Origin of the sequence: Paenibacillus sp. H1-7 (assembly GCF_022354825.1) — a bacterium.
Classification (GTDB): domain Bacteria; phylum Bacillota; class Bacilli; order Paenibacillales; family NBRC-103111; genus Paenibacillus_S.
Map to the genome: position 1 here is coordinate 6,347,289 of NZ_CP031168.1, position 20,473 is coordinate 6,367,761.

General features: G+C 51.8%; 13 protein-coding genes and 1 pseudogene. 3 read left to right on the forward strand and 11 right to left on the reverse strand.

Annotation, left to right across the window (positions count from 1 at the left end):
• Positions 1-143: 143 nt before the first annotated feature.
• The 5 genes and pseudogenes from DVH26_RS28055 to DVH26_RS28075 all read right to left on the reverse strand — a co-directional run.
• Complete coding sequence (locus DVH26_RS28055) at positions 144-2,240, reverse strand: hypothetical protein (protein WP_239627904.1); 2,097 nt, start codon at positions 2,238-2,240, stop codon at positions 144-146.
• 249 nt (positions 2,241-2,489) lie between these two features.
• Positions 2,490-4,070, reverse strand: coding sequence for a CBM96 family carbohydrate-binding protein (locus DVH26_RS28060; protein ID WP_239627906.1), 1,581 nt, complete (start codon positions 4,068-4,070; stop codon positions 2,490-2,492).
• 18 nt (positions 4,071-4,088) lie between these two features.
• The gene (locus DVH26_RS28065) at positions 4,089-4,895 is read right to left on the reverse strand and encodes a heparin lyase I family protein (protein WP_239627908.1); all 807 of its coding nucleotides are present in this window, start codon (positions 4,893-4,895) and stop codon (positions 4,089-4,091) included.
• A gap of 269 nt (positions 4,896-5,164) precedes the next feature.
• Positions 5,165-5,932 (reverse strand): DeoR/GlpR family DNA-binding transcription regulator, encoded by a 768-nt coding sequence (locus tag DVH26_RS28070; protein WP_239627910.1) that lies wholly within the window; start codon positions 5,930-5,932, stop codon positions 5,165-5,167.
• A gap of 127 nt (positions 5,933-6,059) precedes the next feature.
• A pseudogene (locus DVH26_RS28075) lies at positions 6,060-7,292 on the reverse strand (Na+/H+ antiporter); the annotation flags it as partial.
• A gap of 199 nt (positions 7,293-7,491) precedes the next feature.
• On the opposite strand from DVH26_RS28075, the gene DVH26_RS28080 reads away from it, so the two are divergent.
• Both DVH26_RS28080 and DVH26_RS28085 read left to right on the forward strand, forming a co-directional pair.
• Positions 7,492-8,277, forward strand: coding sequence for an EcsC family protein (locus DVH26_RS28080; RefSeq protein WP_239627913.1), 786 nt, complete (start codon positions 7,492-7,494; stop codon positions 8,275-8,277).
• Positions 8,278-8,324: 47 nt separating this feature from the next.
• The gene (locus DVH26_RS28085) at positions 8,325-8,666 is read left to right on the forward strand and encodes a cupin domain-containing protein (RefSeq protein ID WP_239627915.1); all 342 of its coding nucleotides are present in this window, start codon (positions 8,325-8,327) and stop codon (positions 8,664-8,666) included.
• Positions 8,667-8,777: 111 nt separating this feature from the next.
• Here DVH26_RS28085 and DVH26_RS28090 read toward each other — a convergent pair whose 3' ends face one another.
• The gene (locus DVH26_RS28090) at positions 8,778-9,206 is read right to left on the reverse strand and encodes an HIT family protein (protein WP_239627917.1); all 429 of its coding nucleotides are present in this window, start codon (positions 9,204-9,206) and stop codon (positions 8,778-8,780) included.
• A gap of 248 nt (positions 9,207-9,454) precedes the next feature.
• Between DVH26_RS28090 and DVH26_RS28095 the strand changes: the two genes are divergently transcribed.
• A complete protein-coding gene (locus tag DVH26_RS28095; protein ID WP_239627920.1) occupies positions 9,455-10,699 on the forward strand; it encodes an MFS transporter in 1,245 nt (414 codons plus the stop codon).
• A 42-nt stretch (positions 10,700-10,741) separates the two neighbouring features.
• On the opposite strand, the gene DVH26_RS28100 is transcribed toward DVH26_RS28095, so the two are convergent.
• The 5 genes from DVH26_RS28100 to DVH26_RS28120 all read right to left on the reverse strand — a co-directional run bounded on the left by DVH26_RS28100 (position 10,742) and on the right by DVH26_RS28120 (position 20,244).
• A complete protein-coding gene (locus DVH26_RS28100; protein WP_239627923.1) occupies positions 10,742-11,659 on the reverse strand; it encodes an MBL fold metallo-hydrolase in 918 nt (305 codons plus the stop codon).
• 22 nt (positions 11,660-11,681) lie between these two features.
• The gene (locus DVH26_RS28105; protein ID WP_239627925.1) at positions 11,682-12,356 is read right to left on the reverse strand and encodes a Crp/Fnr family transcriptional regulator; all 675 of its coding nucleotides are present in this window, start codon (positions 12,354-12,356) and stop codon (positions 11,682-11,684) included.
• A 227-nt stretch (positions 12,357-12,583) separates the two neighbouring features.
• A complete protein-coding gene (locus DVH26_RS28110; protein WP_239627927.1) occupies positions 12,584-18,244 on the reverse strand; it encodes a choice-of-anchor I family protein in 5,661 nt (1,886 codons plus the stop codon).
• A gap of 192 nt (positions 18,245-18,436) precedes the next feature.
• The gene (locus DVH26_RS28115; protein ID WP_239627929.1) at positions 18,437-19,210 is read right to left on the reverse strand and encodes a GNAT family N-acetyltransferase; all 774 of its coding nucleotides are present in this window, start codon (positions 19,208-19,210) and stop codon (positions 18,437-18,439) included.
• 95 nt (positions 19,211-19,305) lie between these two features.
• Complete coding sequence (locus DVH26_RS28120) at positions 19,306-20,244, reverse strand: methylenetetrahydrofolate reductase (protein ID WP_239627931.1); 939 nt, start codon at positions 20,242-20,244, stop codon at positions 19,306-19,308.
• Positions 20,245-20,473 lie beyond the last annotated feature (229 nt).

Consider the following 20,473-nt stretch of genomic DNA (forward strand, 5'->3'; position numbering starts at 1 on the left):
CATATTTCAAAATCCAGAATTCTAACGTTCATCCGGGAGAAGTTCGCAGCACTATACCTCTATTCTAAAATGGGTCCGACCAAACCGCAACAAGGCCGCCGATTGCCGGCAGCCCCATTCCAGTTGACGATATGTTGTACATCCTACCAGTATCCGATATTTTTCAAAGCACCATCGCCCAAGCGATCCTTCAGCTGCTGGATGTACAAGCTTCGCGGGGCAACATGTTTTCCTATCGAATCCCAGAAGCCGTCGGGACCGCGATTGCCCCCGCTGTCTTTTTTGCCGACATGGCCGATAGCCCAGTTTTGAGCCGTGGGGGGCTGATGCGTCACCAGCTTGCCTTCCGTATTCCAAGCGACGTAATTGGCACCCGCCCACCCATGGCCGGAGCCCATATTCAACCGGTTCATCAGGTTGATATCGTCATGGACATTGTCGAACAGCCCGCCGACAGACCAGCGATGATGCGGCTCGCTCTGTGCGACGCTTTTTTCCGCAATGCAATCGACGAACACATTAGGGCCGGTAACTCGGGAGCCGAGCGTGAACGAGTGGCGGTTGTTCAACGAGAAGCTTCTCATCACAAGAGCGTTCTGCCCGTTCAGCAGGAAGCCGTAGCGGCCCACATAAATGTTCGTTTCGGCGAACGTTCTTCCGGTCGAATCATAGCCTTTGCCGCTATAAAACTTTTTATCGGCGCTCAACACGGAGGAATCCTGAATGGTGACCCATTTGGAGCCTTTACCGGTGCGGATCGCCCCATTGATACTCGTAAAATGCTCAGTCGTGACGTTGCGCACCCATGCATTTTTTACATTGTCTATATCGAGGAATTCATCCGAATGGCGGGTGTCGTCGACCCCGTCCTTGTTCGGCTGCCAATAAGCGATCGCTCTTATATTTTCGAGCCCTACTTGACTAATGCGCTGCGTGTCATTCACTTTCAGCAGCTTCCCGCCGCCCCATTGGGTTTCAATCGCATTGACCAAGGTGGAATCGATGGTGATTTGATTCCCCTCGATTTTCGTTACGAAATGCTCGAAATCGAGGTTGAACGGCGTCCATTGCGTAATTTTGGCTCCGTCCGAGCGAGGAGGAATTTTATCCATCTTGAGCTCGCTGATCCATGCTGCATTGCCTGCTCTCTGGACGACGACAGGGTCTCCCACCTTGAACAGCTCTGGCTTCTCCACGTGGAACGAATGGGTGCCTACCGGCACATAGGAATCGGTGATGGTGCTGCCGCTCGCGGTAACAGCCAGATCCCCGGCCCCGTGGATCTTGAGTATTCTTCTTCTTTCTTTGCCTGTTGCAATTATAGTCGTAGCGTTCTTCTGCTTCAGCGACTCGCTTAATTGCTCCAGGCTCATAGGCTTATCAGGATCGAGCCACAGGCTTTTCGTGTCGCCCTGCCCTTCCCCGCGAAGCACGACTCCGCTAGCTTTGATTTCAAGCGAGGCAGCAATTTCGTAGACGCCCTTCTTCAACAGCACGGCTCCCCGGAATCCGTTGCCATCCAATGGCAGCTTGGACACTTCATTGATCGCATCCTGAATTTTCTTCGTCGCATCTCCCGCAGAAGGCTCCACCGCAGCCTTGACAGGCACGTCCGGCAGCGCTACCCCGCCGCCCATATACCCTACGCCGGAAAAGTCGGGAATCCGGTTGCCCTTATAGTCGGGAACGTACACCATGCGGCCGTCATCGCCCAGAAAAGCTGCCCTGCTGCTGTTCTCCTGCAGCTTATTCGTCACGGTAAAATATACCTGTTCGGTTTGCTTTGATTTATCGTCCCATGCAAGCTCAACCTCGATTGTATAAGTCCCCGCAGCCTCGGCTTTACCGGGAACGGCGATGATGCTTTCTTTGTTTTGCCCTACTTTTTGCCCGGCCGACTTATACAGCTCTTTTCCGCCTTTCTCTTCAAGAAGACGGAGCACGGCGACACCGTTCTTCACCGGTTGAATCTTCACGCCGGGATGAGAATCCCCGATGGACAGCAGCGACGGCTGACCGATCTTCGCCTGGATCTTGTCATGCTGGATCGTAACGGCTTCTTTGGACGGCGTTGCAGCCGGTTTGGAAGGAGCAGGCGTTGTCTGTGCTTTCGCATCGGGCGCAGGCTCCTCCTTCTTAGCTTGCACTGCCGATTCCTTGCCGTTCTCACAGCCCGTCAGCAAGATCATCAGAATCATTAATGAAGCGGAAATGCCTTTCGACCACGGTTTTTTTGTCATTGCGTTCCCCCAATACGTATCTCCTCTGTATGTTATCTATTTATCATAAATAGAAGCGCTATCCATGTATATGTCGTATCCTCACATCTATATAGACAAAACTATCGATTTACCGGTAATACTTATGCAAAAAAGGCCAACCCGCCGTGAATCGGTCGGGTCAGCCTCTTGGGGTGCAGCGCAAAAGTGTTGCTTACTTCATGCAAGCATAGCGCGATGCCGTGCCGCGGCAGCCAGAATGTCCGAAGCCTATGATCCGGTTACTTCCAAAACCGGGCGGAACGAAGCCGTAGCATGCTCCTTCGTTGCATAATCTCCGCCGAGCGACGTATCCAGTCCGACAAGCCGGAAGCTGACGGTACCGTCCGTCTGGCTGTTAACGAACGAAGTGACGTCGAAGCTGATGTACGTTCCTTCCGCCGATGCCTCCGCCGTATCTAGAACCGTTCCCGCCTCGGTCGGCTGGTTGCTGCCGGTGATGGCCGACTCGCTCCACGAATCGTTCGTCAAGCCTCGGGCCTCCACCGTATAGGTCGTCGTATTGCTGTGAAGATTCGTCAAGTACAGCTTGAGTGTAGCCGCAGTCGCACTGCCGCTTAACGTCGACGTATTAAACTTCAAATATCCTTTTCTCTCCAATGATGCATTGGCGTCCAGCTTGACGGTCATCGTATCGAGGCTGCCGAAATTGTTGCCGGCTTCCGTGCCGCCGCGAACGAAGCTGTCAGCCGTTGCTGTCAGCGTAACTGTAGTCGGCGGCGTCTGCCCGCCTCCATACACCGCTCCGCCTTCTCCGCTCCAGGTCATCTCGTTAAAGGAGGAGGGGCTAGTTGAGGTCGCTGTATTGGAGCCGGATGCATGCAATCCGCCTGCAACGCTGGTCATCGTGTAATCCGTGTACAGCTTGTTGGACGAATAGTTCGTATAAATCATGGCGCCTGCCAGATTCGTTGCCGTTACCTTTTTCAGCTCCAGGTTGCTTCCGTAGGAAACTCCGTCCGAAGCCGTCAGCTTGCTCGTACGGAACCCTTGACCGGTGCCTGCGTTATTTTTCACCGTCGTGTTAATGACCTGAACATTGTTGGCGCGCATGAACAGGCCGTTATTGCCGACAGTGGATTCCGGCACCGTGTTCTGGAAGTCAACCGTGCTGCCGATGACCTTGATATGATGCGTTCCTTCCTTAAAGTCGAAGCCGTCGTTTTTCGTCTTGATCGCGCTGCAATTGAGGAACGTAATATAGCCGCTTTGATCCGGATTAGGGGCCGTCGTCCAGTTCTGATCCGCATCTCCTACGTAGAAGCCTTCTCCGAACTTGCCGCTTTTGCCGGCCTCTTGCGCTACGCAATTCTCAAACAGCCAATATTGGCTGTTCTTCCTGATTTTGAACGCTTCGGACAGCGTATTTTTCACGGTCACATTCGTTACATAACCGTGAGACGCTTCGATCAGCAGACCTTTGTTCGATTGCGAATTGGAGTTAATCGTAATGTTTTCCAGCTTGTAATAGCCGTGCTTAATATGGAACGACGCATTGCCTGCGGAGGCGGTGTAGTTGAAAATAGCTCCGCTCCCCGTGCCGCGGATCGTAATGTAGTTGCCTGCGGTTCCGCTTCGGGAGGTGGCAATCGTGCCGTCCGTAACATTATACGTTCCCGATACTTGGATAATATCCCCCGGCTGGGCGTTGGCTAAATAACTGCGCAGCAACGCCACATCTCCGGCCGGAACGGTATACGTAGCGGCAAACGCGGTCGGATTGGCATGAAACAAGGGGATCATGGATAAGAAAAACAGGATTAAAACGCAAATCCTTACTGTTTTTTTCACCTTATCTCCACCCCCCGTTTACTTAGTGATGTTGAACTCCGCGAACTGAATTTTCGCCTCCGGCATACCGGAGTAAATTTTGCGGTAGATGCCCCATTTCGGACGGTTGAAATCGGCGCCGGTTCTCCAGTTGTCCTTGGTCCCGCTGTAGGACATCAATGTCGTACCATCGAGCTTCTTGAGCGACATGGTGAGCTGGCCGTTATCGGTATTTTGGACGGTCACCGTCGCCTCGACCCATTGCCCGTCTACGTTAGAGAAAGCGGTCTGCGCCAATGTCTGAACCTGGCTGGCGTCGGCTCCGATCGGGCTGTGCTTGAACTTCAAGTTGCCGCCGTCTACGGAGAAGGTAAGAACCGGATATCCGTCGTCGCCGCCGGAAGCTTTCAGCTGGAATATATGATGGAAATTGCCGGATGGGGAAACCGGATATGGGGACATCGGACGGAACTTCCAGTTATAAGTCACCGTATCGCCCTGGAACGCCTTCACATTGCTTTGCGAGCTGTTGTATGCTTTGATTTCAAGCCGCTGTCTGTCGGTATTCGAGCCGTCCAGAGCAGCGGTATCGGTCGAATCACCCACCTTAAACATGAACACGTTGCCTACATGGGTGGAAGTGGACTCATACAAGTGGCCGGTATCGTCGGGACCGTCCACCGGATCGGTTCCCAAGTACTGCTTGAAAATGGCAAGCGCGGATTGACCGGTATTCGGACCGTCCGATGTGAATGATACAGTGCCTGCAAAAGCGGTAAGGCTTCCAAGAACTAGCGACGACAATAAGGACAATCCGACTGCGGCTTTACGGGACTTCTTCAACATGACATCATCCTCCTAAATAGTTTTAGCGTGTCAAAACGGGCATTTCCGACTGACCATGCTGAAAGTAAGAATCCGTCACCTCCCTATCGGATAAGATTTCGGAAGACAAGTTAAAGCGCTTCCATAAATATTGTAAAACAATTCCATACATTCCAACATGCCGGAAACTCATCAGTTTTTGATGGAAAATAATCAGTTTTGGAAGTATGTCTAAACAATGCGTCAACTTAAAAATAACCTCCCGTTAAGCGGGAGGTCTTAGGCGTATTTTATTCATATACAACTTCAATTCCATGCTCTCTATACTTTGCGGCAATGTCCCTATCCGCCAGCGCATCGGTAACAATCCGCTCGACCTGCTCGATAGGACATACTTTGAGCAAGGACACGACGTCGAGCTTGCTGCTGTCGGCCAGCACGATCGTTCTTCTTGCATTCTTGTGCATCAGCTTCTTGATCTGCAGCTCCCCGATCCCGAAGTCGGTGATACCCTCTTCGAGCGAAACGCCGGATGCGCTCATGAAGAACAGATCTGCATGGAACTGCGATACGAACGCCTCCGCCCATTCTCCTACGGTCCCCCGCTCCTCGTTGCGAACGACTCCTCCGGTAAGGATGATCGTATAGTGCGGCATCTCGACCAATTCGTTGGCGATAGGGAGCGAATTCGTAATGATCGTCAGCTTCTCGAATTTGCGCTTCAAGGCTCTTGCGAATTCGGTATTGGTCGTGCTGACATCGAGCGCGATCGATTGGCCTTCCGACACATACCGTGTCGCCAGCTCGACAAGCTGCCTTTTCTCTTCCATGAATTTCGTTTCGCGGATCGTCAGCGGCTGCTCCTTCTTATAGTCGATATCCGCCGGAATAGCTCCGCCATGCACTCGCTTCAGGAAGCCCTCTTTCTCCAGAAATTCCAAATCCCGCCGAACCGTCTCGAACGATACGCCGAACATATCGATCAGGTCGGAGACAACGACCGATTTTTCTTTATGAAGCTTTTGAATAATGGCTTGATGCCTTTGCTGCACGAACACGTCCGTTACCGCCCTTTCCTAATCCAAGACCTATCTTGTGTGCTACTGCCATTGTAGCATAGCAGCCTTCATTTGCAAAATCATATGCACGAAAACACAATAATTCACACAATCATTCCTTGGCATTGTTTCCCGTGACCTGGTCCTGCTGCCCTTGAGTCAGAAGCGGGAGGAGAACGCTTGCCGTCACCAGCGTGAATACGATGACCCCTGCTGCAAGAAACAGCAGCAGCGAGCGCCCGGGAAACTCGCTTCCATCCTGCAAAGTGTAAGGGATCGAGAACGCCCCCGCCAACGTGACCGCACCGCGAACGCCGGAAATCGCCGTCATAAGAGAGGTCCGGAAGCCGGTTTCTTTCACGAACCAGTATACCCACAGGAAACGAATAGCTATCAACGCCAGCGATATGGCGATAATGTAGCCGATAACCAGCCCGTTATCAAACGATGCATCGGAAAATATTGCTGTGCTGACTTCATGAATATGCAGCCCCAGCAGCAGAAAGACGAGTCCGTTTAAGATGAACATGATGACCGACCAGGTGCTCGACGATACATTCTGCATGGCCGGCGTCGCATAGGTCGTATGGTCCCGTTCGATTGCGTACACGATGCCGGCTGCTACAACCGCCAATATGCCGGACACGTGAAGCTCTTCGGCCAAATAATAAATAAGGAACGGAGCCAGGATTTGGAGCAGCATATGTGCGGTGGCATCCTCCATCCCGTACTTACTGAGAAACCTCTGCAGCCGGGTGATCAGATAGGCGCTGACCGCGCCGCACAGCAACCCGCCTATGGATATGAGCCCGAAGCTGATCGCAGCCTCGCCCCATGAAAACACTCCCGTCACCATCGCTGCTACTGCGAATTTAAAAGCAACCAAGCCGGATGCATCGTTCATTAATGCCTCGCCCTGCAGCAGCCTCAATATATGACGGGGCAGCCGGATCCGTTTGGCTGAAGCGCCGACGGCTACCGCATCGGTAGGCGACAAAATAGCGGCAAGCGCAAACGCCGCAGGAAGCGGAATCGCCGGGATCATCCAATGAATGAACCATCCAAGAACGATGACGGTAATGAAGACTAGACCTAGAGCAAGCAGCAATATCGACGCTTTGAGCTGCCATAGCTCGTCTCTTGGCGTCAGCTTTCCGTCGTTAAACAGCAGCGGAGCAATAAAAACGATAAAAAACAGCTCCGGCTCCAAAGGGATGCGGATTCCGAACGGAAGCAGCGCTGCGGCAATCCCTAAGCCGACTTGAATTATTGGGGCGGGGAACCAGGGTACCCATCCATTGACAATATGTGCGATAACGACCATAACCAGCAGTACGATGACATTCATAAAAAGCTCCATACATGCGTCCCCACTTCGTTCCTTTACTCCGTACGTATTCCTTGTTTAACCGTCTGACTCGGATCAGAAACCGCCGCCGAGCACTCAACCGGCAATTCCCAATCTCACGGTTCGTTTTGTCGTTTTGCTTGTTCCGCATGTATAATAAAAAGGTAAGAATCAAATCCATAGCTTGATCCAGAGGGGGCTTATGTATCGGATGGACACTAACGCAAGCGTCTATGAGCAGCAAACAGCCAAAGCTCTCAAACAATGGGAGCTTGAGCTATTGAAGCCGCCCTGCTTATTGGAAAAAACATCGAAAGCCGTATCGACACGCATCAACCAGGTTATCCCCGAGAAAGTGCATCAAACAATCACCGCTGCGGTAAAAGGAATCGTGCAGACAGCGTTGTTCAGCGCGGAATATACGCCCAAGCAGCCTCCCCTGTCCGGCTCGATGCTGGCGCTCAGAGATCATAAGGCGGAGGAGCTCATCGGCTTCTATAAAAAGCTGGCTGCGGCTGAAGGGGCCGGCACCGGAGCCGGAGGCATCTTGCTCGGACTCGCGGATTTCCCCATACTCATCGGGATCAAAATGAAGTTTTTGTTCGAGCTCGCTCATGTATACGGGCATTCGACGAACGATTACCGGGAGCGGCTGTTCATTCTGCAAGTGTTTCAGCTTGCCTACTCCAGCCAAAACAAGAAAGCCGCCCTATACCGGACGATATTGCGCTGGCCCGAAACGGCCCGACGGCTTCCACCCTCCGAGTCGTACGCGCAGCATATCGATTGGAAGCAGCTGCAGCAGGAATACCGGGATACGATAGATTTCCGCAAAATGCTTCAACTCGTCCCGGGCATTGGCGCTGTCGTGGGAGCTTGGGCGAACTATGGGCTGCTCGATGAGCTCGGCCGTGTCGGGATGAACTGCTACCGGCTCCGCTGGCTGGAGGAAGAGAAGCGCAAGGCATTGGAAGCGCCGGACCCCTACCATCCTTAATAACAGAATCGAATGCACTATTAACATATAAAGGAAAGGCGATCCGGATGAAAATAAGCAAGCAAAATGCGCAGCATTATATTTGGGGAGACCAATGCGACGGCTGGCACTTGGTCCAGAATAAGGAGTTAAGCGTAATTCATGAGAGGATGCCTCCGGACACATCCGAAGTCCGTCATTATCACGTGCATTCGCAGCAGTTTTTCTTCGTCTTAAGCGGAGAAGCGGAGCTCGAGGTGAACGGGGAAACGGCGCGCCTGCATGCACACGAAGGGGTCGAGGTTCCGCCAGGAATCCCGCATCAAATGAAAAACACATCCGACGCGGACGTGGAATTTCTTGTCATTTCCCATCCGCAGACGCGCGGAGACCGGATAGCTGCAGACTGACCAGGCAGACTACTGAGTCGTGAATGCAGTCTAATGCGTAATTACGACGCAAGCCGAGGGTTGTCCGGCTGCCGCACAGCATCGAAACGTGCGCCTGGTGCTCCGGCAAGATTAACGGAGCCGTTCGAGCTCCATCGTCAACCGTCTCTTCGTTTGCTCCAAACGCTTGTCTGCCAAGCCGCTGTTTACAGGCTCCTGCCATGCGAAGCCGTCCCCTTCATACCGGGGAAATATATGCATATGGTAATGATTGAGGTCGTTGAATAGTCCGCCATTTTGCATGATTGAGATGCCGTCCGGCTTGTAGGCGGCTTTGAGGGCTCGGGACAGGAGCATAGAGGCTTTCATGACGGAAGCGGCCGTCTCCGCATCCAGTTCATCGACATCTACAGCATGGTGTTTCGGCAAAATGAGCGTATGGCCTTCGGACAGCGGATCGATGTCCAACAGGCAGGTCACCCGTTCATCCTCCCATACGATATGGGTCTGCTGCAGCCCCAGTGCCAGTCTGCATCCTAAGCAATGAATCGGAGTATGCACGGTAAGCCCTCCTTTGGTTATGACGGAATTGTATCTATCATACCATAGCTGGGTACTGTTGGTTTTAGAATCTCCGCTGTTCCTATTTAGCTTACAATTATCTAAAATACAGGGGGCTGGACCGGCATGCGTATACGCAATAAAAGCAGCAGCTGAGTTTAACTCGAATGGTGCCGTTCACAGGCACGCGGTCCCCCTATTCGGTTCGCATCTGACGATGTGTGTTAACAACCGAATGGAGGGAAAGCATGAAGCATGAGGACGCAGCCCGATTTAAGGGCAACATTGGCAAGCTATATGCAATTACGTTTTGCAACGGCTGGATTTTCGCTTATGTCATAGAACGGATATTCGCCGTAGAACGCGGTTTATCGATTATTGAGATGCAGTGGATCTTTATTATTTTCTCCGTTACGAGCGTGCTGCTGGAGATTCCTTGCGGATTATTGGCCGATAAATGGAAGAAAAAGTATGTTTTATCCCTTGGGCTTGCGATTTGTACTTTGGAGTTTGCAATGTCTTTGATGGCCTACAGCTTTCCCGTATTCGCACTGACCTATGTCGTGACGGCCGTCGGCTGCTCGCTCAAGTCCGGCACGATGGAATCGATATGGTACGAGACGTTGCAGGGTATGGGCAGATCCGACAAGTACGAAGCTTATTTGGGGCGCTGGAAGCTGCTCAAGTTCGCCTTATCGGGCGCTGCCGGAGTGCTCGGAGGCTATATGGCGGACCGGTACGGATTGGCATTCAATTATTGGATGTCCATGTTCGGGCTGCCTGCGGCAGCGATCATCGCGCTTACGCTATATGAGCCTGAGCGCTCCATTCAGGATGGCGGCAAGATAACGTCCGGAGCGGAATGCAGCAGCAGACAGAATGTGCAGCAGCTATGGAAGCAATGCCGTTATGTCCTTGCAGGGCCGCTGCGACCGCTGCTGCCGGTGATGCTGTTCGGCGGTATCATCGGGGCCGTATTGTACGGACAGCTGCATGAAATCAGCTCCTTGTCTTTTCCGCAGCTGGGCTTCCAGGTAAGTCAGTTCGGTTACATCAGCCTGGCCACGATGATTGTTTGCGCGCTATCCGGATTAGCCGCCGCCAAGCTGAAGGAGCGCTATTCTTATCCGGCTATCTTCGTCGGCTTGATGGCAAGCTCGATCGCTCTGCTGTTCTTGTACAGCGGCGCAGCCCATAAGTGGCAGATTGCCTATTTGATTGTATGCATCTTCCTCATGGAGACGGTCTCGCCTCTGACGACGGGCTACATCCAACGCCGCGCGGATGACCGGTACCGGGTCACCATCAGCTCGATAGATTCGGTGGTGACCCATGCGCTCACGGCGGCGACAGGGCTGCTGTTCGGCTGGAGCGCCGACCGGTTCGGTCTGTTCGCCGGCTTCGGCTCCATGGCTTGGCTCCTGCTCGCCAGCGGCTTCGTGCTTGCGCTGCATTATCTGGTTCAAGCCATGCGCGAGGCTTCGAGCCGATAGAGTAAAGTAGAAAAGCTCCCCGTCGAGGGAGCTTTTTCCTTGTTACAGTTCAAATGACATTAAATCTCTCGCCATCGTGATCTTGCCGCCGTAAATCTCTTGCATCCCTTCCGTATACTCCGCTTCCGCCTTGTCGGTTGCGGCAGGAGCAGGAATATGGTGAGTGAGCACAAGGTGCTTGACGCCCGCTTCTCTCGCGATTTCGGCAACCTCCAGCGTTGTCGAATGGTATTTTGCCGGATTGGACAACCCTTCCGTTTGCTCGGGGAACTTCTCAATCAGCGCATCGAGCCACGCTTTGTTGTACGATTCATGCACAAGCAGGTCAATGCCTTTGCTGTATTCGACCATGCTGGCGACGGGGATCGTATCTCCCGAAATGACCAGCGATTTGCCGTTGTATTCGAACTTGTAGGCAATGGCCGGATATACGGGCCGGTGATCGACCTCGAATGCGGTTACTTTGATTCCGTCCCGCTCATATACAACGCCTTCGTTGCACTCATGATATGCAATATCCGCCCCGTCCCCGGATGACTTGTTGTAATTGACCCGCAGCTTCGCGTCGAAATCGAAGGACTCCCTCATCTTGCCGATGATCTCCTTCGTTGTCGTCGGACCGTATACATTCATCGGCCCTTTCCTGCCTTCAAATACCTGATCCGCCGTAACATGGGTGCGCCAGCTCGTGATGAATACATCGAAAAAGCCCGAGTTATGATCGCTGTGATGATGGGTAAACATAACGTCCGAAATACGCTGCGGCATGATTCCGGATTTGATCAGCTGATCTACCGTTGCCCCGCCGCAGTCGACCAAAAACGTCTTGTCCCGCACGAGGACGGCGACGCCCGCCTTGGCCCGGCCATAAAATGCCCGAGGCGTTCCCGTTCCGAGAATGACGGCCTTGATCCCCTCAATAAATTCAGGCTGAAGATGCAGCTGCGGTTGAATTTGCATTCGAATAACCTCCCTATATATTTTAGATTGTGGAGAAAAAATGCTCCGGCTGTACAATAACGATACTCTTCTTCGTATATTCGATAAGACCTTGCTCTCGCCATTTGTTCAATATTTCGGTTACGGTCTGCCTGCTGCATCCGATCACATAAGAAATCTCCTCATGGCTTAACGGTATTGGCGCTTCGATCGTTCTTCCCGTCGGCTTGCCGAGCTTCATGATAAACCACGCCAGCCTCCAGGCAGCGGGTCTGCTGATCAGGGCTTCCACTGTTTGCTGCGTCTGAAGAAGCCTGCGAGCTCCTAACACCGCTACGGAATATGCAAATTCGGGATTCTCTTTTGCAAGCTCCGTATACTTCACTCCATCCAATACAAGGAGCTGGCAGTCGCTCAGAGCCCGCGCATATCTTCTGCGCTTCACGCCAGCCAACAGCTCCGCATTGCCGAACACTTCTCCCTCATAACGGAGAAATAAAGTAATCCCTTGGCCTTCTTCCGACGATTGAGATATTTTGATCAATCCCGATTGGACATAGTAAGCACCGTCCGGCGGATCATTTTCTTGAAAAACATACTCGTTCTTCCTGCAGCTTCTCCGGACTCCGTATTTGCGGAACGCATCCAGGATCGCTTCTTTGGTAGGATCCTCGTTCTTAAGCTCCTTTAGCTCCGTAAGATCGTTATACAGGTCCATCCCGTCAACCGCCTTCCAAATAACTAGTATTCCGATGTAATATATCGATTTTAACATAAATCCACAGAAATTAATGTCGGGTATCCGACAAAATCGATAACCTGGGATTATACGGACAAGACAGCACCGCCTAAATCGAAACGATAGCAAAAAAAGACTTCCGCCACGAAAGCGGAAGCCTTTGAGTAAAATGATTTCAACTTCTAATTCTTATCTTGTATTAACAATTAATTGATAAAGCTCGCCTTTTGCAGCAATCGCTTGATCATGACGGAAGCTTCGGCACGGGTCGCTTGCGACGTACCTTCGTAGTAGCCTTCCGATTTGCCGTTAGTGATACCGGCTTGCACGATGGATGCTACCGCTTCTTTAGCCCATCCGGCGATTGCGCCTTTGTCTTTGAATTGATTCAGCGCCTGGTCGGCTGTCTGCTCTCCTGCTTTCACATTAGCGTAACGCAGGGCGCTGCTCATCAACACAGCGAGCTCTTCGCGTGTGATCGGTTGATTCGGGCGGAACGTGCCGTCCTCGTACCCGGAAATCAGCTTGGCTTCATAAGCCGCGCCTACAACGCCGTTGAACCAGTCGCTAGCGGCAACGTCTTTAAACTGGCCGGCTTGCTTGTCATCCAATCCAAGCGATCTAACGATGATTGCAGTGAATTGCGCTCTCGTAATGCTGCCGTCCGGTTGGAACGCGGTGTCCGTTGTACCTTGGACGATCAGCTTGGACGCAAGCAGCTCAATATCGGATTTGGCCCAGTGGGAAGCTGTATCCCCAAAGCTTTGCTGATGTCCGATTACGGTGTACAAACTGTTGCCGTTACGCTTCAGCTGTGCGGTCCATTTACCGTCAGTCTGGCTGAACAAGGAAGGTACGAATCTCAATTCGCCCGATGAAGTCAGCATTACGCCGGTAGCTTGGTTAGGCTTCACATCGGCACCTTCAACAGGAATGGAACGGGTGACATACGTATTCCCGAAGGAAGAGATCACTTCTTGCTGTCCGTTCACCGTCACATCAACGGAGAAGTCGATGACTGGAGCGAGCGAATTCGCTTTGATTGCGGCTACTTTTCCAGCCACTTCCGCTTTTTGCTTATCGTCGGCTTTTGTAATATGAATGCGGATATCGAGCTTATCGCTTGTCGTATTCAGCTTGCCGGACAGTGCTTCGAGGTCAAGCGCGCTGACCGGAAGCTCATAAGAGCCGATCGGGCTTTCCACCACCAACACAGCGTTACCGTTCGCTGAAGCCATAGCCAGCAGCGCCGCGCTGGATACCTGAACCGTCACCATATCTGCATCGCCGGAGTCCACCTTAATGATGACTTTCTCCTCGCTTTGCTCCAACGCCTTTTGGATGTCCGCCACAGCCAATGTTACGGATGCTTGGGTACGTCCGTCCTCGGTTTTGCTGATTTCAGGCCTAACTGTAATGCCTTTGTCCGATACTTCAGCAGGAGCGGCAGCGGCAGGAGCGGAAGAACCTCCGCGGCCGCCACGGCCTTGATTGTCAACCGGCGGCTGCTCTGTCTTAACCGCTTTCTCAATCCGGCCTTCGACTACAGGCTCAATCGTGCCTCCGAGCGAGTCCATGTAGTTAATGAAGTTTTCATAATCGGCATAACCAAGATCTTCATGGTAGGCACCGTTAGCTATTGCCCTTGCGAAGGAAGCATAGCCGTCGCCGCCTGTAGCCATAAAGCTGTTCGTAGCGATGCGGTAGGTTGCCGTCAAGTTCAACGGCTCGAAAGCTGTATCTTTCTTAATTTGAACGTCATAAACACGGCTTCCTGCAGGCTGGTTCGGATCCCACTTAAACTTCAAGCCGGCTACTTGCGGGAACTTGCCCGGAAGATCCGCCAGCGTTGCTCCGCTGACGCCATTCTCGAGACCTTCAAGAAGCTCTTGGCCGGTAACGTCAAGAATGTACAGTGTGTTGCCGAACGGCATAACCGTTCTTACTTCGCCCATCGTGATGTCTCCCGCATCAATGGAGGTACGGATACCACCGCCGTTTTGAATGGCGATTTGGGCGTTTTTCAATTCTTTCCCTTTCGCAAGCATTGCGTCTGCAATGAAGTTACCCAGGTTCGTTTCCTTGGAGCGGACATTGGCCCGTTCACCGTCAAGAACGACCTTCGTATTGCCTACAACTTCGTTCTTCAGCTCTTCCAGCTCGGTGTTATAAGGAGCCAGCATGGCCTTGGCAGCGCCATTCTCCACAACGGCGGCGGTTATCGGCTCCAGCTTGCCGTTCGTAAAATCAGGCAATGCGATGACATTTCCGTGGCTGTCGAATGTAACATTCACACGGCCGAGATATTTGCCCCATTCGTTAGCCTGAACGATGACGGTCGGTGTGCTGTGTACGCTATCTGTAACAAACTCAGGTGCGTCGAGCTTCGTATGCGTATGGCCGCCTACGATCAGATCGATTCCTTCTACTGCTTCAGCAAGTGCTTTATCTCGCGCATAGCCCAAGTGAGACAGAGCGATGATTTTATCGATGCCTTCCTGCTGCAGCTTGTCTACGGTTGCTTGTGCAGAAGTTTCCGCTTTATTGAACGTAACATCCTTGCCTGGGCTGGACGTTTCTTTCGTGTCCTCGGTTGTTAATCCGAAAACGCCGACCTTTTGTCCGCTTCCCGCATCCAAAATGACATAAGGATAAATGCCTGCCGCCTGACTAGTCCGCATGCCGCCGGCAAGGTAAGTGCTGAGAGTTACCGAGGATTTCACGAGCGGGCCGCCGTTCGCGTCATTCGTAAAATCGATGTTCGAGCTGACTAGCGGGAAGTTCGCTTTTTTAATAAACTCCGCAAGCGCGCCCGTTCCTTTATCAAACTCGTGGTTGCCGAAGGTCATGCCATCGTAGCCCATGCCGTTCATGAAATTGAGGTCGGCCAGACCTTGCCACTTCGTGAAATACAGATCGCCGGAGAATACGTCCCCTGCATCCACCAAAATGCTGTCCTTCGCTTCCGAACGGACTTGTCCCACCATTGTAGCTCGACGTGCTACATCAGCCAGATGGGCGTGTGTATCGTTAGTGTGCATAACGGTTAATGTCCAAGCTTCCCCGCTGCCCTTCGGCAGCACTTGTACGCTTGCTTCCGCCACGCCGTAGCCGTCAGCGCTAATTGCTGTAATCACCGCGGTTCCTGCAGCAACAGGGTTAACCTTGCCGTTGGCGTCAACTGAAGCTACGGCCGGATTGGAGGACGACCAGGTAGCGGATGCCGCGCCGCCGCCTACAGGCGATACCGTTGCGTTCAGCTGAGCTGCCGCTGCACCTGCTTCAAGCGACAGCGATGTTTTGTCAAGGGTAACCTTCGTCACGTTAAGCTGAAGAACGGTTACTTCTCCCCCGACTTCATTGGCGACAAGCAGCAATGGAAGACCGGTAGGGCTCTGTGGAGCCGGAATGAATTCCAAGCCTTCCGGTGCGGAATTCGGCAGCACATTGACGAAATCGCGTGTATTAATATAGTTGGCGAACACCGGGCGCTCAGGATCCGTTATATCATAAGTCATGATACCGCCAACGCGCTCCAGACCGACAAATGCGAATTGCTTCGTACCGACCTTGCCGACTTTAATATCTTCCGGCTCCGGTCCTTTTTTGGTGCTGCGGCTGTCTTTGGTTGCATTGCTGTTGCTTGCATTGAAATAGTTCGGCAAACGCTGGGAAGTGATAGTCTCAAAATCGCTTCCGCTGTCATAAACCAGCTGCATTGTATCAGCATCCCAAACGGAGAACGAACGGCCGCCGTACAAATAGATGCTATCATTGCCCATGTCGCTGGCAACTTCCACTTTATCGTAAGTAGTGGAGCTGCCGATAAATTGAGCTGCCGCCGATGCTGGGTCCAGCAATGCCTTCATGTCCTTAATGGTTGAGCCGTTCTCGCGGCCCGGCCATTCCGTGACATCCCCTTCGTTAGCGGTAAGCAGATACGTTTTCCCGTTAACCGTATACGCGGTGATACCATCCGGCATATACATGCCGTAGAACGGTACGTTTTGCAGCTTGACGGAGCTATCGCTCACCAGATCAAGCGCATTGTTCGGATCGTTTAAATCTTTGAGACCCAGTCCTTTAACGGCTGTAACCTTTTTCGAAGCGATGTCGACAACTGCAATCGAATTCGCTTCCTGCAAAGAAACATAAGCCTTCGTGCTGTCTGCGGAAAGCGTAATGAATTCCGGCTCCAGATCCTTAATGGCGTCGGCTTTCGTCCCGCTGCCGCGAATGATTCCTTCGGAATCGGAAGCGCCACGAATATGAACATTATCAGCGATGACGGATGGATCGTTGAATTTGACATGAGTAACCGTATCGGTCGTCGTATCTACGATCGTAATGCCGCCTTCCGGATCTTTGTCCAAATCGCGAGGCTCGCCCTCATTGGCGGTAAGCACGTAATGTCCGTCCGGAGTCGATTTAATCATATCCGGCTGTACTCCGGCTTCGTAGGTCTTGAGCAATTCTCCGTCATAGTTGAGCATGAGAATTTTACCGTTTTTCATGGAGTCCTTTTCCTGTACAGACACGAACACGCGCTTGGTCGCCGTGTTGACATCCACGCTCGTTAAATCTCCATATACAAAACCGGCGGTTTCAGAGAGCTCCTTGACGTGTACGGTTTTATCCTTCGTCATCGTTCCTGCGGCCAGCTTGACGATATCCAGGCTCGGCGGATTGCTGGAGCCGTTAACGACATAAAATTTGCCGTTATCCTTGTTATACTTGACGATTTCAGCGACACCGCCGTCAGGGTTCGTTTGACCGACAGCATATTCGCCGATTTTCGTAACATTCAGCTTATCCTGAATAGCACCACTGCGGACATTGAGCGAGAACGTTTTGCTCGTCCATGACAACGGGCTCGACGGACCGTATACGGCATCGTAAACGGATACCGTTACCGACGACGTTCCGCCGGTTAATGGAGTTCCTGCGATACCTCCATTATTTTTGTTGATTGTAAGGCCGTCAGGCAAACCGACCGCATTAAACGTATAAGGAGCTTGTCCACCGGATACGGACACGGAAGCGCTGTATGGTAATCCGGCATAAGCTTCCATCAAGGAAGAAGTAGTAACGGTAACCTTCGAATCCCACTGCCCGTCAGCCCCTGCGCGGGGTTTGTTGATACTGATTTCCGTCGCGTTGGCCGCACTGTAATCGACCTGTTGAAAATCCGCCTTGTTGTTGTCGGTGTCCGATAGCGCCTTACGGCGAAGGGACTTCTTCTTGGAAACGCCATAGCCTTTACCTGGATATTCCGTCTCGTATCCGTTCACGGCCGTATCCCCGTCATTGCTGTCGGTTCCGAGCATATCGACGTATCCGTCCGGCTTCGGTTCGGCGAACGGATTGACCACAGTCAATGCAGTCTGATTGCTCATAAGAGCAACCTTGAAGCCTTTGTTGCTAATAAAACGGTCAATCTGCTTGTCGAATTTAGTGGAAATATCCACCTTTTGATTTTCATTAGAGGCACCGGTAGCACGTCCAACGATTAAGTAGGAGGAATGTGCTTTGATGGTCCCGCTCAAGTCAAACTTATCCCATACGCTCAAATCGCCGTCGGAATAATGAAGCGACCATTGGCTCAGGTCAACATCCTTGTCCGTCGGGTTGTACAGCTCAATAAAACCGTTGGAAATGTAAGTGCCGGTATCGGTCTTTAGTCCGCCGCCATAAACCTGGTTAATGAATACGTGCGGCACCGTCACATCATATTTCCAGTTCACGGCATAAGGCGTTCCGGCCAGCGGTGCCGGAGCTGCCATTACAGGAACGGCTGCGCCCAACGAACCCGCCAGCATTTCCGTTGCAAGCAGCAACGAGACGATGCGTCTGTTTCTCTTCTTCAAAGATGATCACTCCCCCATGAAATGTCCTTACTCAATTTACCAGAGAAGTGTCAATTTTAATGGTATATCATGTTAATCTTTTGTAAATCCGAGTATTTTCTGCATAAAAGTCGGTAATTCGGCATAGCCAAACTACCGTTGTTGTAGCTGCCGCCGCCGCAAACTAAAAAGAGCCCGCCAGCATGGCGAAGCTCACATTCCCTTATAAACATAATGCTGCAGCGTGACCTCGCGCGATAACCCGAGCGATTCGGCCAATTGAATCGAAGCGGCATTATCGTTAACCACCTGGTATCTTGGGACTGACTGCTCGTTCAGCAGCCTATTGACTGCGGCCGAGACCACTTTCTTGGCATATCCCTTGCCCCGGTATGACTCCTTAGTAAAGACGGCACCGATTTCCCACACCTTGCCGTAAATACAACACGTCAAGCAGGTGCTTACAGGCTCCCCGAGCTCATAGATGCTGTATGACCTTGCGCCGGCGTCAAACATCCGCTGCAGCTCTCCCGCTTCATAGCCGTTTCGAATCCACAGCTCCGCCAGCTTATCCTGATAGCGGTCCTCCTCCGCTACTTCTTCCAGCTGCATGTGACGGGTCGGCTCCGTGCATGAATACGTATGAAATGCTCTTTTCAGCTCCAGTGAAAATTTCGTTGCGATGACCTGCTTATAGGCATCATTCTGAACTTTGAAAATGATCGGCCTGTCTTGAGGCAATGCTTCGACTAACGGGGCAATGGAGTTCGGATCCGAACCGCTTACCAAAATAATCGCTTCACACTCAGGGTAGGTCTTGCGGTCGTACAACGAGAGTTGGATCGGGAGGCTCAGCAGCAGCCCCCAATCCCTCTCCCGCTCCATTAATTTGCATTCCATCTTATCTCCATAGGTCTCCAGCATTTTCAGCAGCGTTATATTCTCCAACATGTTAACGCTCAGGAGCTGTTTGGCTCTATGTATCATTATGACGACCTCCCGCATCGACATATGAATGAAGGTGAACCGGCCTTGTCAAAAAGAACAGACTGCCTGGAAAGAATTCCACGGCAGTCTGCCGGTTATTGCAGCTGGTAGCATTTTTTATCGATGACCGCTTTGATGTCTTTGACCATTTGAACGGATGCTTCGATCTCGACCTTTCTCGAGGAGACGCTTTCGATGCTGCAGCCGATCGGAATTCCTTTTTCCAGGCCGAAATCCAGCAGCTCCTCGAATATTTTTTGCGACAAACGGACGGATTTATCCAGAATGTCCTGCGAGAACAGCAGCTCGTTCTCCAGCCACTTCGGAATGCTGATGCCCAGCCATTTCATAAATTCCAGCGTTTTTGCCGAACCGCACGGGGCCAAATTAAATAGAATAGGGACCATTTCTATCTCATTCTCGCGGCAGTAATAATAGTAATCCGATAAAAAGTTTTTCGAGGCCTCCACGTTATAAGTCGCCTGCGATACGAAGAAGGAGCAGCCGTTGCGGGTCTTCTCCGCCACCCTAACATGCTCGTCGTTCTTCTTGATATGTCTCTCCGGGATGACGACGCCTCCGAGCAGCATGTTGCCGTTCCGCTGTTTGCTTATTTGAATGGCCTCGGCCAAATCCAGCTTCACCTCCTGCTTGCTGGAGGATGCGCCCACGAACACGGAGAACCGGTCTTGCTCCGAGTCTGCGCTCACCCAATCTTCAAGCTCCGCCTTTGTATACTTTCCGACGCACCGGTATACAATCTTAGGGACCTCCAATTGCGACAAATATTGCTTGCTATAATCGGCAGGCTCCATTGTCGGCAAATACGGGAACGGCCGGTCCTGTTCCATACGGCTCGCTTCCTCCTGAACGTCGTATAGAATCAAACCGTCGATTTCGAGATGTCTCAATCTCTCAAATTGCTTTTGCGAGATTTCGAGATTTTTTTCCGGCGCATTCGCCAGCTTGGGCGGTGTCATACCATATGTGATAATGCCTGACTGTTTATTCAATATTTTATCTTTCAATGTCATATTCAGCAGCCTCCTCTTGCATACGGAATCTTTCCATTTATCGCGACAATAGATTCATATGTAACTATTTCGATACGATCCAAAGAATCTCCTCTCCCAGAACCGATTAGAACCATATGGAAACTTGTGTATTGAATATTTATACAACATGATAAATAATAATGCAACAGTGAAATAAAAAAGGAGCCGTTGTCTAACGGTCTCCCCTCATCCCTCAATTCGTATGCTA